This window comes from Amycolatopsis sp. NBC_00348 (genome assembly GCF_036114655.1).
Classification (GTDB): Bacteria; Actinomycetota; Actinomycetes; order Mycobacteriales; family Pseudonocardiaceae; genus Amycolatopsis.
The window spans coordinates 4379528-4393405 of sequence record NZ_CP107994.1 but is presented as its reverse complement, the minus strand read 5'-3'; the positions used below and the strand labels follow the sequence as shown (position 1 = coordinate 4393405).

The 13878-nt window shown below is 72.6% G+C and carries 16 protein-coding genes; 6 read left to right on the top strand and 10 right to left on the bottom strand.

Annotation, left to right across the window (positions count from 1 at the left end):
- Positions 1 to 28 precede the first annotated feature (28 nt).
- Positions 29 to 1609, bottom strand: coding sequence for an SMI1/KNR4 family protein (locus OHS58_RS19095; RefSeq protein ID WP_328649272.1), 1581 nt, complete (start codon positions 1607 to 1609; stop codon positions 29 to 31).
- A gap of 100 nt (positions 1610 to 1709) precedes the next feature.
- Here OHS58_RS19095 and OHS58_RS19090 point away from each other — a divergent pair, with 100 nt between their 5' ends.
- The 3 genes from OHS58_RS19090 (at position 1710) to OHS58_RS19080 (ending at position 3157) form a co-directional block, all read left to right on the top strand.
- Positions 1710 to 2549 (top strand): LLM class F420-dependent oxidoreductase, encoded by an 840-nt coding sequence (locus tag OHS58_RS19090; protein WP_328649271.1) that lies wholly within the window; start codon positions 1710 to 1712, stop codon positions 2547 to 2549.
- A gap of 196 nt (positions 2550 to 2745) precedes the next feature.
- Complete coding sequence (locus tag OHS58_RS19085) at positions 2746 to 2961, top strand: hypothetical protein (protein ID WP_328649270.1); 216 nt, start codon at positions 2746 to 2748, stop codon at positions 2959 to 2961.
- A gap of 25 nt (positions 2962 to 2986) precedes the next feature.
- The gene (locus OHS58_RS19080) at positions 2987 to 3157 is read left to right on the top strand and encodes a hypothetical protein (RefSeq protein ID WP_328649269.1); all 171 of its coding nucleotides are present in this window, start codon (positions 2987 to 2989) and stop codon (positions 3155 to 3157) included.
- Positions 3158 to 3244: 87 nt separating this feature from the next.
- Here OHS58_RS19080 and OHS58_RS19075 read toward each other — a convergent pair whose 3' ends face one another.
- A complete protein-coding gene (locus OHS58_RS19075) occupies positions 3245 to 4342 on the bottom strand; it encodes an oxidoreductase (protein ID WP_328649268.1) in 1098 nt (365 codons plus the stop codon).
- A gap of 101 nt (positions 4343 to 4443) precedes the next feature.
- Here OHS58_RS19075 and OHS58_RS19070 point away from each other — a divergent pair, with 101 nt between their 5' ends.
- Positions 4444 to 4809: a MerR family transcriptional regulator gene (locus OHS58_RS19070; protein ID WP_328649267.1), complete on the top strand. Its 366-nt coding sequence runs from the start codon at positions 4444 to 4446 to the stop codon at positions 4807 to 4809.
- A 4-nt stretch (positions 4810 to 4813) separates the two neighbouring features.
- Here OHS58_RS19070 and OHS58_RS19065 read toward each other — a convergent pair whose 3' ends face one another.
- The 3 genes from OHS58_RS19065 to OHS58_RS19055 all read right to left on the bottom strand — a co-directional run bounded on the left by OHS58_RS19065 (position 4814) and on the right by OHS58_RS19055 (position 7279).
- Positions 4814 to 6190 carry an alpha/beta hydrolase gene (locus tag OHS58_RS19065; RefSeq protein WP_328649266.1) on the bottom strand — a complete coding sequence of 459 codons (1377 nt, stop codon included), beginning with the start codon at positions 6188 to 6190 and terminating at the stop codon, positions 4814 to 4816.
- 64 nt (positions 6191 to 6254) lie between these two features.
- A complete protein-coding gene (locus OHS58_RS19060; RefSeq protein ID WP_328649265.1) occupies positions 6255 to 6713 on the bottom strand; it encodes a DinB family protein in 459 nt (152 codons plus the stop codon).
- A complete protein-coding gene (locus OHS58_RS19055; RefSeq protein ID WP_328649264.1) occupies positions 6710 to 7279 on the bottom strand; it encodes a class I SAM-dependent methyltransferase in 570 nt (189 codons plus the stop codon). The genes OHS58_RS19060 and OHS58_RS19055 overlap by 4 nt, the downstream gene beginning before the upstream one ends.
- Positions 7280 to 7346: 67 nt before the next feature.
- Here OHS58_RS19055 and OHS58_RS19050 point away from each other — a divergent pair, with 67 nt between their 5' ends.
- Positions 7347 to 7967 carry a helix-turn-helix domain-containing protein gene (locus OHS58_RS19050; protein ID WP_328649263.1) on the top strand — a complete coding sequence of 207 codons (621 nt, stop codon included), beginning with the start codon at positions 7347 to 7349 and terminating at the stop codon, positions 7965 to 7967.
- On the opposite strand, the gene OHS58_RS19045 is transcribed toward OHS58_RS19050, so the two are convergent.
- Entirely contained in the window at positions 7920 to 8312 is a 393-nt protein-coding gene (locus tag OHS58_RS19045) for a nuclear transport factor 2 family protein (RefSeq protein WP_328649262.1), read from the bottom strand. The genes OHS58_RS19050 and OHS58_RS19045 overlap by 48 nt on opposite strands.
- A gap of 54 nt (positions 8313 to 8366) precedes the next feature.
- Between OHS58_RS19045 and OHS58_RS19040 the strand changes: the two genes are divergently transcribed.
- Positions 8367 to 9413: an LLM class flavin-dependent oxidoreductase gene (locus tag OHS58_RS19040; RefSeq protein ID WP_328649261.1), complete on the top strand. Its 1047-nt coding sequence runs from the start codon at positions 8367 to 8369 to the stop codon at positions 9411 to 9413.
- 33 nt (positions 9414 to 9446) lie between these two features.
- Here OHS58_RS19040 and OHS58_RS19035 read toward each other — a convergent pair whose 3' ends face one another.
- The 4 genes from OHS58_RS19035 to OHS58_RS19020 are packed head-to-tail and all read right to left on the bottom strand — an operon-like array spanning position 9447 to position 13667.
- A complete protein-coding gene (locus OHS58_RS19035) occupies positions 9447 to 10850 on the bottom strand; it encodes an MmgE/PrpD family protein (protein ID WP_328649260.1) in 1404 nt (467 codons plus the stop codon).
- Positions 10847 to 11668 (bottom strand): cyclase family protein, encoded by an 822-nt coding sequence (locus OHS58_RS19030; RefSeq protein WP_328649259.1) that lies wholly within the window; start codon positions 11666 to 11668, stop codon positions 10847 to 10849. Before OHS58_RS19030 ends, OHS58_RS19035 begins: the two co-directional genes overlap by 4 nt.
- Positions 11665 to 12483 carry an HpcH/HpaI aldolase/citrate lyase family protein gene (locus OHS58_RS19025; RefSeq protein WP_328649258.1) on the bottom strand — a complete coding sequence of 273 codons (819 nt, stop codon included), beginning with the start codon at positions 12481 to 12483 and terminating at the stop codon, positions 11665 to 11667. The genes OHS58_RS19030 and OHS58_RS19025 overlap by 4 nt, the downstream gene beginning before the upstream one ends.
- Positions 12480 to 13667, bottom strand: a complete 1188-nt coding sequence (locus OHS58_RS19020; RefSeq protein ID WP_328649257.1) for a CaiB/BaiF CoA transferase family protein — start codon at positions 13665 to 13667, stop codon at positions 12480 to 12482. The genes OHS58_RS19025 and OHS58_RS19020 overlap by 4 nt, the downstream gene beginning before the upstream one ends.
- Positions 13668 to 13878 lie beyond the last annotated feature (211 nt).

Here is a 13878-nt window from a genome sequence, read left to right as displayed (position 1 = left end):
GGGCGGACACCGGTGAGTGTCCGTCCACTCAGGACAGGACGGCGGAGATCTCGACGACTTCTCCCGTCGAGTCGCCGCCACCGAAGGCTTGACGCAGTTCGGCCATCTCCGGCAGTGTCGTGCGGCCGGTGACGAGCAGCGCGGCGAGCCGGGGCAGCGGGCGGCCCGCGTCGAGCAGGCGGCGCACCTGGTCGCCGTCCAGTTTGAGCACGCGCAACTCCGGCAGGTCGCAGACCTGGCCCAGGTCCGGCACCGCCGAGCCGGACAGGTTGAGCCGGGTCAGGCGGGGCAGGGTGGTCAGCACCGCGAGGTCGATCGGCAACCGGATCTCCTCCAGCTGGAGGTCCCACAGCACCGGGTGCCCGGCCAGGACGCCGAGATCGACGCGGCCGCCGCTGATCCGCAGCGACTCCAGGGCCCCGAGCCCGCCGATCAACGGGGTCACCGCCGCCGCGCGGTTGACCTTGAGCATCCGCAGCGACGTCAGCGGCTCGAACACCGCGAGGTCGGTGTCGGCGGGGTCGTTGAGGTAGACCTCCTGGACCAGCTCCGGATCGCGCAGCCCGGCCACCACCGCGGGCAGGCTCAGCTCCGACGCCCTGGAGATGACCTCGCTGTAGGAGCGTTCCCCGCCGTCGCGGAGGCTGGTTTCGGCGAACAGGTACTGCTCGCCCGGATCCTCGTACTTCCCGGCCCGCAGTGTCTCGACGACCTCGGTGAGCATGGCGGTCAGCGACGCCGACACGTACCGGAGCGGGCCGTAGATGTCCCGGCCGTACTCGAGGACCTGGCCGGCGTGGCCCCGCTCGGCCGGGTCGAGGTCCACCGCGAGGTAGTTCATCGCGCGGTCGCCGCCGAAGGTGACCCACGAGTCGTTGCGGGACAGGCGTTTCACCCGGCCGAACGGCACCGTCTCGAACACGACGCCGTCGTCCTCCACGTCGTCTTCCCAGCCGTACGAACCCGGATCGCCTTCGGTGTAGTTGCCGACGAGCCGGTCGAGGGAGTCGTAGGAGTACGGGCTCAGCAGCCCGGTCTCCTCCGGGTCGCCGTCCGCCAGCAGGTACAGCGCGCGCAGGTCTTCGGGCAGCCGGACGCCGATCCGCGCCTCGGCGGCGGCCAGGTCCGCCTCGGTGCGCCCGGACGGCCACGGCGGGGGAGCGCCCTTGATCCCGGCGTACAGCTCGGCGAACTCCCCGGCGAGCCGGGTGACCTCGGCGAGCACGGCCGGGTCCGTCGGCGCTCCGGGCGGCACCGCGGGCCGGGGCAGGCCGGGCAGGGGATGCCCGGGGTAGCGGAACGCCTCGTCGAACACCAGCCGCCCGGGTGACACGGCCGCGATGTCCGGCCGCGCCGTGAAGACGTACTCGCCGCCGGCGGCCAGCCTGACCTCCAGCACCGCCGGTGGCCGTTCGAACAGCCGCCGCGCGATCGACGTGTAGTCGACGCGCAGGCTCTCCCGCACGTCACTCCACGCCGTGCACGAAACCGAGCCACCCGTGTGGCGCAGCTGCAGGGTGGCAGCCGACCACAGCTCGCCCGCGCCCGTGCGCAGCGCCGCGGCCATGTCCTTCGCGATGTCGCCGTACCCGGCGTCCCCCGTCGTCACGCGACGGAGCCTAGCGACGGGGTCCGACAAAAGCCGTGCATCGGCTGTGACCGCCCGCGATGACCCGCCCTGGAGGAACTCCAGGGTTACGCTCGTGATCATGCGATTCGCCATCAAGACCTCGCCCCAGGACACCGTCTGGGCGGACATGCTCGCCGTGTGGCAGGCCGCCGATGAGATCGAGCTGTTCGAGTCCGGCTGGACGTTCGACCACTTCTATCCCATTTTCTCCGATTCGACCGGTCCGTGCCTGGAAGGGTGGGTCACGCTCACCGCGCTCGCGCAGGCCACGAAGCGGCTGCGGCTGGGCACGCTGGTCAGCGGGATCCACTACCGCCACCCCGCGCTGCTCGCGAACATGGCCGCGACGCTCGACATCGTCTCCGGCGGCCGGCTGGAGATCGGCATCGGCGCGGGCTGGAACGAGGAGGAGTCCGGCGCGTACGGCATGGAGCTCGGCACGGTCAAGGAGCGCAGCGACCGGTTCGAGGAGGGCTGCGAGGTGCTCGTCGGGCTGCTGACCCAGGAGACCACGACGTTCCAGGGGCAGTACTACCAGCTGACCGACGCGCGCAACGAGCCGAAGGGCGTGCAGCGGCCGCACCCGCCCATCTGCATCGGCGGCAGCGGCGAGAAGCGCACCCTGCGCACCGCCGCGAAGTACGCCCAGCACTGGAACTTCGTCGGCGGCACGCCCGAGGAGTTCGCCCACAAGCGCGAGGTGCTGCACCGCCACTGCGCGGACATCGGCCGCGACCCGGGCGAGATCACGCTGTCCTCGCACGTCCGGCTCGGCCCGGACGCCGACTACGCCAAGGTCGCCGCCGAAGCCGAAGCCCTCGGCGAAGCCGGCCTCGACCTGGCGATCGTCTACTTGCCGCCGCCGCACACCCCGGCCGTGCTCGAGCCGCTGGCGAAGGCGCTCGAGCCGCTGCGCTGACCTGATCCACTTCCCGAACAAGGAGCCGAAGCGGCTCCGGACCACGAAATTGGCCGAACAGCGCGCGGACGGCGCCGGTACTCGGTAGCGTCGTGCCCGCGGGTCGGCGCGCTCCCTCCCCCTCGGCGCGCCGACCCGCGTTACGCCATCCGGGTGTGGCCTTGCTGCGCGGCTCAACCGCCCGCGGCCCGCAGGCGTGTGCGAGACGTTCCTGATCGCGACCCCGGAAGGGCAGGACGTCATGCACGAGAACACGGTCCCGGAGTTCGAAGACCCGATCGGCCCGCCGATGATCACCTCGGGGCTGCCCGGCGCGGATGCGCGCAACCAGGCCCTCACCGGCCGCCGGGTTCGCAAGGACGGCCTCGGCACGCTCATCCAAACCACCACCATCAGCGTGCGCACCGACTGAGCATCGGCCGAGAAAGCGAGACGTCATGCACGAGAACACGTTCTCGGAGATCGAGGACCCGATCGGCCCGCCGATGATCAACTCGGCGGCACCGAACCCGGACGCGCGCAACCAAGCGCTCACCGGCCACCGCGGCCGGAAGGACGGCCTTGGCACGCTCAGCACCTTCACCACCATCGGGGCGCCTGTCGGCTAGTGCAGTACGCCCGGCTCGGCGACCGAACCCGAGCGCGCGGAGCCGGGCGCTCGGCGGCAGCAGCGTCCGCGAAACAACCCGCGCCGGCTAGTGCAGTACGCCCAGTGCCGCGGGTGAAAACGGCGTGATGGCCTCCTCGCGGCCGGTCACGATCTTCGTCGCCCACTCCGGGTCCCCCAGCAATGGGCGGCCGACGGCGATCATGTCGAACTCGTCGGCCTCCAAGCGGTGCAGGACGTCCTTGATGCCGGTCGCGGACGCCGAGGCGCTCGACGTGAACTCGGTGTCCAGGCCGATCGAGCCGACCGTGATGGCCGGTTTGCCGGTCAGCTTCTTGGCCCAGCCCGCGAGGTTGAGGTCCGAGCCGTCGAAGGCCGGCTGCCAGTAGCGGCGGGTCGACGCGTGGAAGGCGTCCGCTCCCGCGTCGGCCAGCGCGCCGAGGATGACGCCGAACTCTTCGGGGCTCTCGGCGATCCGGGCGGTGAAGTCGTTCATCTTCCACTGGGACAGCCGCACGACGATCGGGAAACCGGGGGACACCGCGCGGCGGATCTCGCCGACGACCTCGGCGGCGAACCGGGTCCGGGCGCGCAGGTCGCCGCCGTAGGCGTCGGTGCGGTGGTTGGTGCCCGCCCAGAGGAACTGGTCGATCAGGTAGCCGTGGGCGCCGTGCAGTTCGACGCCGTCGAAGCCGAGCCGCTCGGCGGTGACGGCGGCCTCGGCGAACGCCCGGACGACGTCGTCGATGTCGCCCTGCGTCATCGTCCGGCCCGGCTCGCCGGGGCTGCCGTCCCCGGACACGGGCACGCCGGACGGGCCGATCGCGGGCGCGTCCGGGTGCGGCACCGCGGCCCCCTTGCGGGTCATCCCGACGTGCTGGAGCTGGGGGAAGATCACGCCGCCGGCCTGGTGGACGGCGTCGACGACCCGGGTCCAGCCGGCCAGGGCCGCGTCGCCGTAGAGGCGTGACACCTGGTCGTGCTCGCCGGACGACGGGTGCCCGACGTAGCTGGCCTCGGTGATGATCAGCCCGGTGCCGCCGGCCGCGCGCCGGGCGTAGTAGGCGGCGAGCTGCTCGGTCGGTACGCCGCTCTGTGACTGGGCGCGGGTCATCGGCGCCATCGCGACGCGGTTCGGGACGGTGAGGTCGCCGAGCACGAGCGGGCGGGACAGGGTGTGCGTCACAGGAATCGCTCTCCTTCGTGAGGTTCCCTGTTACGCTAGAACCTCACGTGGACGTGAGGTTCAACGTCGAGTGCGGCAGATCACTCCGGGAGGGAGCGGCGATGCGGATCGGGGAACTGGCCGCGAAGGCGGGCGTGAGCGTCCGGGCCTTGCGGTACTACGAGGAGCAGGGCCTGCTCGTGCCGGAACGCAGCTCCGGCGGCCACCGCCACTACTCCGACCGCGGGGCCGACCTGGTCTGGCTGATCCAGCAGTTCTACGCCGCGGGGCTGTCCAGCAAGTCGATCCTCACGATCCTGCCGTGCGTCGAGACCGGGAAGACGACGCCCGAGGCGCTCGACATGCTCGTCGCCGAACGGGAGCGCATCGACCGGCAGCTGACCGAGCTGGCGCGGGCCCGGGACAAGCTCGACACCGTCATCGCGAACGCCGAGGCGCCGTGCGACCACGCCTGCCGCCCGGAATGACCGATCAGGCCGGGCAGCTGACGTCGTGTCGCGGCGTCTTCAGTGTCAGCAGGTAGTCGTCGACCGCCGACCGCGTGCAGGTGTTGCGCGGGTAGACGACGTGACCCGAGCCTTCGTAGGTAAGCAGCGTGGTGTTCGCCGGCGCCTGGCGGTGAATGTTGCGCGCCCAGGCGTACGGCGTCGCCGGGTCGTAGCGGGCGTTCAGCAGCAGGACCTGGGGCGCCCGCGCGATGTCCAGCCGGTGCGGCGGGTTCGCGGGCGGGCCGGCGACGCCGAGGCACGCGGTCGCCTCGTCGTGGCCCAGCGTGCTGCCGCGCATGATCGGCCCCCGGCGCAGCTCTTCGGCGCGCACCGCCGAATACTGCGCGAAGTCCCGGATCCGGAGGTCGAAGTCCTGGCAGACCACGGCCAGCCGGATCGACCGGTAGTTGTACTCGAACCGGGCCGTCATCGGCGGCCGGCCGGCGGCCGCGTCGGCGATCAGCTGCGCCACGTCGTCCCAGTTCGGGCCGTACATATCGGAGAACACCAGGTCGCGCAACGATGTCCCGGCATTGGCGAAGGCCCGCTCCCAGGTCGCCCGGACGTCCTGGCCGTGCAGGGCACAGGTTTCCGTCCGGTCGCACCACGCGGTGAACTGCCCGAACAGCTCGTCCGCGGCGGTGGCGCGGTCGCCCACGAAGTGCCGGAGGTCGACGCTGTGGTCGATGGAGCTGTCCAGCACCAGCGCGCGCACGTGCTCGCCGTACTTCTCGGCGTACTGCTGGCCGAGCAGCGTGCCGTAGGACATGCCCTGGAAGCTGATCTTCTCCTCGCCCAGCGCCCGGCGGAGCGCGTCCATGTCCTGGGCGTTGACGGCGGTGTCGGCGTGGTCGAAGACCGGCAGGTTGCCGGCCCGGCAGTCCGCGACCTCCTGCCGGCTGTACTGGCGCAGGGCGTCGAACTCCGCCCGGTTCGCGGGCTCGTCGCTCGGCGGGACGGTCGTGTCGTCGCACCGGATGAACGCGCTGCGGCCGGTGCCCCGCACGTCGAAGCCCACGGTGTCGAACCGCGCCCGGACCTCCGGGCTGAAGAAGCTCGTGGCCAGCGCGAACTCCGCGCCCGAGGTGCCAGGACCGCCGGCGTCGGCCAGCAGCACGCCGATCCGGTGCGCCGGGTCGGTGGCCCGGTGCCGGGCCACCGCCAGGTCGATCGACGGGCCGTGGGGCCGGTTCCAGTCGAGCGGCACCCGCAGCGTGCCGCACTCGCCGTCCGGTGGCGTGGGGCTGTCCGGGTCCTCGGGACAGGCGCCCCAGGTGATCGGCGACGGGCTCGCGTCCGCCGCGGCGGCCCCGGACAGCAGGAGCGCGCTCACCATCAGGACTGCGCCGAACACCCGCACGGGACCCTCCAGTGTTGCCGGTGAGTTTCCGACCGTAGGGGTGGTGTGGTCCGGACCACAAGGCTCAACGGCCGGTCGTGCCGTCGGCGAGCTCGCGCAGGATGTCGGCGTGCCCGGCGTGGCGGCCGGTCTCCTCGACCAGATGGGTCAACGTCCAGCGCCGTGACGCGCGGCGTGGCCCCGGCGCACCGAGGTCGTCCCAGCCGGCGATCACCGCGTTCGCCCGCGCCGTGGTCGCGCGGTAGGCGGCGAGGATCTCCCCGGCGGTCTCGGCCGGCTTCGGCCGGAAGGTCGCCGGCCAGTCGGTGACGGCGACGCCGAGCAGCCAGTGGGCCTCGACGTGCGTGAGGTGCTTGACCAGGCCGAGCAGGTTCGTGCCCGACGCGACGCCGGGGGAGCGGACCTGCGGTTCGGGCACGCCCTCGGCCTTGGCGGCCACCGCGGCGCGCAGGTAGTCGAGGAAACCCACCAGCACCTGCACTTCCGCGGCCCCGGTGGCCGGTGGCCCGGCGTCGCGCGTCATCGCGTCCGCCGGACGAGCAGCATGTGGTCGGTGACGGTCGCGGTCTCGCCGGCGGGCCCGGTCGCCAGGCGCTCGGGACTGTCCGCGCGCTCGACCGACCACCGCGCCGGGTCGAGGTCGAGCGTGGTCCGGACGCCCGCCTCACGGCTCCACGACCACGGCGCGGCGGACCCGTGGTCGACGACCAGCAGCCGCCCGCCGGGCCGCAGTGCCTCGGCGGCCCGGCGCAGCACCCGCTCACGCGGCAGCGGGAACGGCGTGTGCAGGTACTGCGCGGAAACGAGGTCGAAAGTGCCCTCGGGGAACGCCTCGGCCAGGTCGACGCGCACCGCCGTCACGGGCAGGCCCTCGGCCCGGTCCCGCAGGGATTCGACGGCGACGCCGGACAGGTCGACGGCCGTCACCCGCCACCCCCGGCGGGCCAGCCAGAGCGCGTCGCCGCCGGCGCCGCAGCCCAGGTCCAGCGCGTCACCGGTGGGCAGCGGGCCGGCGACCTCGGCGAGCAGCGGGTTCACCCGGTCCGCCTGCGGGGTCCGGTGGTGGAAGTCCCAGAAACGTACGTTCATGCCACCACCGTCACCCGGCGGTGCCGCCGGGAGCACGAAAACTTGCCGTTCCGGCAAGATGGCGATCATGGCCGACATCGACGACGAGGTCCTGGACGCGGTCGGTCCGCGGCTGCGCGTGCTGCGCCGGCAACGCGGGTTCACCCTGGCCGACCTGACGGCGGCGACCGGGATCTCGGAGAGCACGTTGTCCCGGCTGGAAAGCGGCGGCCGCCGGCCCACCCTGGAGCTGCTCCTGCCGCTGGCGCGCACCTACGGCGTCCCGCTGGACGACCTGGTTGGCGCGCCCCGCACCGGCGACCCGCGGATCCACCTGCGGCCGATCCGCCGCCACGGCATGACGTTCGTGCCGCTGACCCGCCGGGCCGGCGGACTGCAGGCGTTCAAGATGCTCATCCCGGCTCGCGGCGAACCCGCCGAGCCGACACCGCAGACGCACGGCGGCTACGAGTGGGTCTACGTCCTCGACGGCCGGCTGCGGCTGGTGCTCGGCGACCGCGACCTGGTCCTGCCCGCCGGCGAGGCCGCCGAGTTCGACACGGCGCTGCCGCACTGGCTCGGCTCGGCCGACGGCCGGGCCGTCGAGACGCTCGTCCTGTTCGGACCGCAGGGCGAACGCGCCCACGTCCGGGCCCGGACGTCAGCCGCGGCCCGGGATGGGCTCGGCCAGCTCGGCCCGGGCGGGTGACGCCGGGAACGGGTCGGCGAAGTACTGCGTCTCGTGCGTCACGAACCCGCCGGTGAACTCCATGACGCTCACCGAATGGGTGGCCGCGCCGTCGTAGGTGATCACGCACTCGCTGACCCAGAAGTCGCCGCCGCCGGAGATCCGGCCGATGGTGAAGTGCCGCTCGGCGGGGTGGCCGCCACGTTGCGCCTGGATCTTGGCGCGGCCTCGGAAACGCTCGTCGGACTGGGGGTAGTCGAGGACCGCGTCGACGGCGTAGATCGCGTGCTCGGTGTCGACGTCCCCGCGCTCGGAGGCCGTCCAGTGCTCCTCGATCCGGGCGCGGGTCTCGGCGTCACGAGTCATGCGACGCAGGTTACCCGGGGGAATCAAACCGGGCTCTCGAACGCTTGGACCTGCGTGAAGAAGATTGGTTTCCTCTCGTTCGGCCACTGGTCGGCGAGCGCGCACTCCGAGACCCGGTCGGCCGCCGACTTCCTGCACCAGTCGATCGACCTGGCGGTCGCGGCCGAGGAGCTGGGCGTCGACGGCGCGTACTTCCGCGTGCACCACTTCGCGCGGCAGGCGGGCAGCCCGTTCCCGCTGCTCTCGGCGATCGGCGCGCGGACGTCGAAGATCGAGATCGGCACCGGCGTGATCGACATGCGCTACGAGAACCCGCTGTACATGGTCGAGGACGCCGGCGCCGCCGACCTCATCTCGCGCGGGCGGCTCCAGCTCGGCGTGAGCCGGGGATCCCCCGAGCAGGTGATCGAGGGCTGGCGCTACTTCGGGTACTCCCCGGCCGAGGGCGAGACCGAAGCCGACATGGCCCGGGAGCGCGTCGAGGTCTTCCTCAAGCTGCTCGAAGGCGAGGGGTTCGCGCAGCCGAACCCGCGTCCGATGTTCGCCAACCCGCCGGGCCTGCTGCGGCTCGAGCCGCACTCCGAGGGCCTGCGCGAGCGCATCTGGTGGGGTTCGAGCTCGAACGCGACGGCCGTCTGGGCCGCGAAGCTGGGCATGAACCTGCAGAGCTCCACGCTGAAGGACGACGAGACGGGCGAGCCGCTGCACGTCCAGCAGCGCAAGCAGATCGAGGTCTACCGCGAGGCGTGGAAGGAAGCCGGCCACGCGCGGGAGCCGCGGGTGTCGGTCAGCCGCAGCATCTTCGCGCTGACGAACGACCTCGACCGCGCCTACTTCGGCCGCGACCGGAACTCGCGCGACCAGGTGGGCATGATCGACGAGAACACCCGCGCGATCTTCGGCCGCTCGTACGCCGCGGAGCCGGACGAGCTGATCCGCGAGCTGAAGGAGGACGAAGCCGTCCAGGCCGCGGACACGCTGCTGCTGACCATCCCGAACCAGCTCGGCGTCGACTACAACGTCCACGTGCTGGAAAGCATCCTGACCCACGTGGCCCCGGCGCTCGGCTGGCGCTCACCCAGACCCGTCGTGAGTGTTTAGGGCGGTTCTAACCGCCCTAAACACTCACGACCGTCAGGTGCGCAGGAGTGTGGTCAGTTCGCCGAGGTCGGCCAGCTCCGCCAGGCCGTACGTCAGCTCGGTGACGCGCGTGCTGACCTCCTCCGGGAGCACTCGGGCCGCGTTCAGGCGGAACTTCGTTGCCAGCTCTTCCGCCGACAGCGGGTTTTGCGGGCCGCCGCGGTTGGCGTCCACTCGTTCCTCCAGCTCGCGGCCGTCGCGCAGGCGTACCCGCAGGACCGCCGGGAACTGGTGGGGGAAGATCTCGTCGCACCTCGCGTCCGGGATGCACTCCACCTTCGCCGCCAGGGCCAGGCGTGCCGGGTCCGCCGCGGCCTCGTCGGTGAAGTCGTCGTGGAAGACGCCCAGCCCGCTGCCGCCCAGGAGGCCCGCCGCCACCGTGTACGGGCCCGAGAACGCCGCGTGGTACCCGGACTTCGGGCGGATCTTGTCTTCACGCGGCTCGGCTATCGTGCGCAGCACCGACGTCGGCGCGCCCAGCTCCAGAGCGACGATCTCGGCCGGGTCGACACCCAGCGAACGCAGCCGCCGGGCCGCGTCGATGCCCGCGTGCGTGAAGTGGTTGCAGGGGTACGGCTTGAAGAAGATCCCCGGCAGCTCCCAGCGCTCGCCGAGGCCGTCGACGATCGCGTCCACATCGGACTGATCGCCGCAGAACGCCTGCAGCAGGCCGAACCGGCCTTCGAGGACGGTCGGCGGGCCGGTGATGCCGTGACGCGCCAGGCCCGCTGCCGTCACCGCGGCGTGGGCCGCCCAGCCGCAGTGGATCCGCTTCACCGTGCCGCCCGTGCGGTTCGCCTCCAGCAGGCCCGAGCCCATGCTGGCCGCGATGCCGATGGCGTCCGCGATCCCCTCTGAGTCCACATCGGACAGCATCGCCGCGGCCGCCGCCGCGCCGAGAGCACCGCAGATCGCCGTCGCGTGCAGGCCGCGTTCGAAGAACACGGAGTTGCCCAGCTCCTCGTCGTAGCCCGCCATCCCGAGCCGGACGGTGATCTCGACGCCGACGCCGATCGCGTCGAGCAGCTGGGCCCCGGTCGCCCCGCGCGACTCCGCGACGGCCAGTGCGGCCGGCACCACCGTCGCCGACGGGTGCAGCACCGACGGCAAGTGCGTGTCGTCGAAGTCGAGCGAGTGCGCGAGGGTGCCGTTCAGCAGCGCCGCGCTCGGTTCTGGCAGCCGGTCGCCGGTGCCGATCGCCGTGGCCCGGCCGGTGCCGCCCCACTCCCGGACCAGCGCGCCGACGGCGGCCGCGGGCCGCTCCGACGTCGCGGCCAGGCTGTTGCCGAGGACGTCGAGGACGCGCCGCGCGGCGTCGTCCCGCAGCTCCGGCGGCAGGCCCTTGGCCCGCACCGACGTCGCGAACGCGGCCAGCTGCTGGACGATCGTCGCGCTCACGCCGTCACCGCCGCGAGGGGACGCACGGGGGAGCCGGTGCCGCCGACGATCCGCAGCGGCGCCAGCACGAACACGAACTCGTGCCGGCCTTCGGCCGCGACGGCCTCCAGGTTCAGGTGCTCCAGGATGAAGATGCCCGACTCGACCAGCAGGATCCGGTGCACCGGCAGCACGGCGTGCCCGGCCCCGGCCGGGATCTGCTCGTAGGCCGTGGTGTCCGCGCCGGTCGCGACGACGCCGCGCGCCGCCAGCCACTCCGCCGCCGACGTCGTCGCGCCGGGGACGCCGGTCTCCTTGCCCATGTACGTCGTCGCGTCGTCGAAGTTCCGGGCCCAGCCGGTGCGGATCAGCGCGACGTCGCCCGTGCCCGGCTCGGTTCCGGCGCGCTTCGCCGCCGCGTCCAGGTCCTCGGCCGTGACGCCGTACCCCGGCTCCAGCGTGGGGACGTCGTGCACCGCGGCGACGTCCAGCAGCACCGCGCGCCGCAGCAGACCGGGCAGGTTTTCCGCGCCGTGCGTGCGAAACACGCCGCCTTGCTGGGCCTCGGCGGCGTCGACGTCGCCGTGGAGCTTGCCGTCGTGGCTGACGTGCGAGAGCGCGTCGATGTGGGTGCCGACGTGCCCGCCGGTCACGATGATCTCGTTGGCGGCCGACCCGCCGTCCGGGCGGCGCATGTCGCCGTGGCGGCGGATCAGCGTCATCCGGAACCCGGGGTGGTTCGGCGAGCAGGGCATGCCGGTGAAGAACGGCTGCCCGAGCTCGATCAGCCGGACCCCGCCGGCGATCGCCGACAGCAGCGGATCCTGGGGTCGTGTCATGAGTGCTGGCCTTCCTTTTCTTCCGCCTCCGCGAGCGCGAGCACCCACCGGGCGCGCGCCACGATCGCGGCGTCGACGAACTGTCCGTTGTGGTCGATCCAGGCGGCCGTCCCGGCCTCCGAGAGCCGGTCGAGCAGCTCGCTCGCCCACGCCGTCTCGGCCGGGTCGGGCGCGAAAGCCTGGTGCACCACGGGAATCTGGGCGGGGTGGATCACCGACCGCCCGAAGAACCCGGCCCGCCGCCCGGCTTCGGTGCTCGCGCGCAGGCCGTCGAGGTCGCGCACGGCGGTCCAGACGCTCTGCACCGGGCTCGGCAGCCCGGCCGCCCGCGCGGCGACGACCACCCGGGACCGCGGCCAGGTCAGCGCGTCCCCGCCGGCGACGCGCAGATCCGCGGCGAGGTCGGCTTCACCGAGGGAGATCCCGGCGACGAGCGGGTGCGCGGTGGCGATGACCAGCGCGTTCTCCACGCCCAGCGCCGATTCCAGCACCGGGTACACCGGCACGCCGAGCGCGTCGGCGACGCGGCGCAGCTCGCCCGGGTCCTCGCACTTGGGCACCCGCACACCGGCCGGGGCCCGTGGTGCCAGCGCCGCGATGTCGGCCTCACCGGCCGGGGTGCCCGGCGCGTTGATCCGGACGAACGCGGTCGCGCCGTCGCCCAGCGCGGCCAGCACGTTCCGCCGGGCGTCGTCCTTCGCGGCCGCGGCGACGGCGTCCTCGAGGTCGATGATGACGGCGTCCGCCGGGCCGGCCAGGGCCTTCGTGATCCGGTCCGGCCGGTCGCCCGGGACGTAGAGCCAGCTGCGGATCACTTGATGACGCCTTTTTCGCGCAGCGCGGCCAGTTCCGGCTCGCCGACGCCGTAGCGGCCGAGGACCTCGGCGGTGTGCGCGCCGAGCGGCGCCCCGGCCGAGGTGAGGTGCCCGGGCGTCTCCGACAGCCGGAACAGCACGTTCTGCATCTTCACCGGCCCCAGCTCGTCGTCCTCGACCGTCGCGATGCTGTTCAGCGCGGCGAACTGCGGGTCGGCCATCACATCGGCGGCGGTGTAGATCGGCGCGACGGCGGCCTGGGCCTCCTCGAACGCCTTGACGACGTCGTCGCGGTCGCGGTCGGCGATCCACGAGCCGACGGCGTCGTCGAGCAGGTCGGCGTGCTGCGCGCGCTCCGAGCCGGACGCGAACCACGGCTCGTCGATCAGCTCCGGGCGCCCGACCAGCCGCATCACGCGTTCGGCGATGGACTGGGCGCTGGTGGAGATGGCGACCCAGCTGCCGTCACGGGTGCGGTAGGTGTTGCGCGGCGCGTTGTTCGTGGACCGGTTGCCGGTGCGCGGCTGCAGCGTGCCGAGCTGGTCGTAGGCGATGATCTGCGGCCCGAGCAGGGTGAGGATGGGCTCGATGATGGCGAGGTCGACGACCTGGCCGCGGCCGGTCTGGTCGCGCGCCCGCAGCGCCGTCAGCACGGCGTAGGCGGTGGTCAGCGCGGCGATCCCGTCGGCCAGGCCGAACGGCGGCAGCGTCGGCGGGCCGTCGGGCTCGCCGGTGATCGCGGCGAACCCGCTCATCGCCTCGGCGAGCGTGCCGAAGCCGGGGCGCTTGGCGTACGGGCCGACCTGGCCGAACCCGGTCACGCGCGTGAGCACCAGGCCGGGGTTGATCTCGCGCAGGACGTCGTAGCCCAGGCCCCAGCGCTCCAGCGTGCCCGGGCGGAAGTTCTCCACGACGACGTCGGCGTCGGCCACCAGCTTCTTGAAGATCTCCTGGCCCTCGGGGGAGCCGAGGTAGAGCGTGATCGCCTTCTTGCCGCGGCCGAGCATCTTCCACCAGAGGCCGACGCCGTCACGCTGCGCGCCGTGGCTGCGGACGGGGTCGCCCTTCGGGTGCTCGATCTTGATCACCTCGGCGCCGAAGTCGCCCAGCAGCGTCGCGGCCAGCGGGCCGGCGAACAGGGTGGCGGTGTCGAGCACCCGGATCCCTGACAAAGCGCCCGTCATGGGGCGTACCTGCCTTTCTCGTCCGGCGGCCCGGGAATGGATGCCCGTTTCGCCGGGGGGAACAACTGTGAACGTCGTGTTTCGTGGTGACGTCTCTCCGTGTTCCCCAAGTTCGCACTGATCACGCGCGTACGTCAAGTTATGCGCAGATGTTGACCAGACGTCGGGCCGGGTGTCACGATGACCGACAACAAATCTGGCGTTTCGCTTA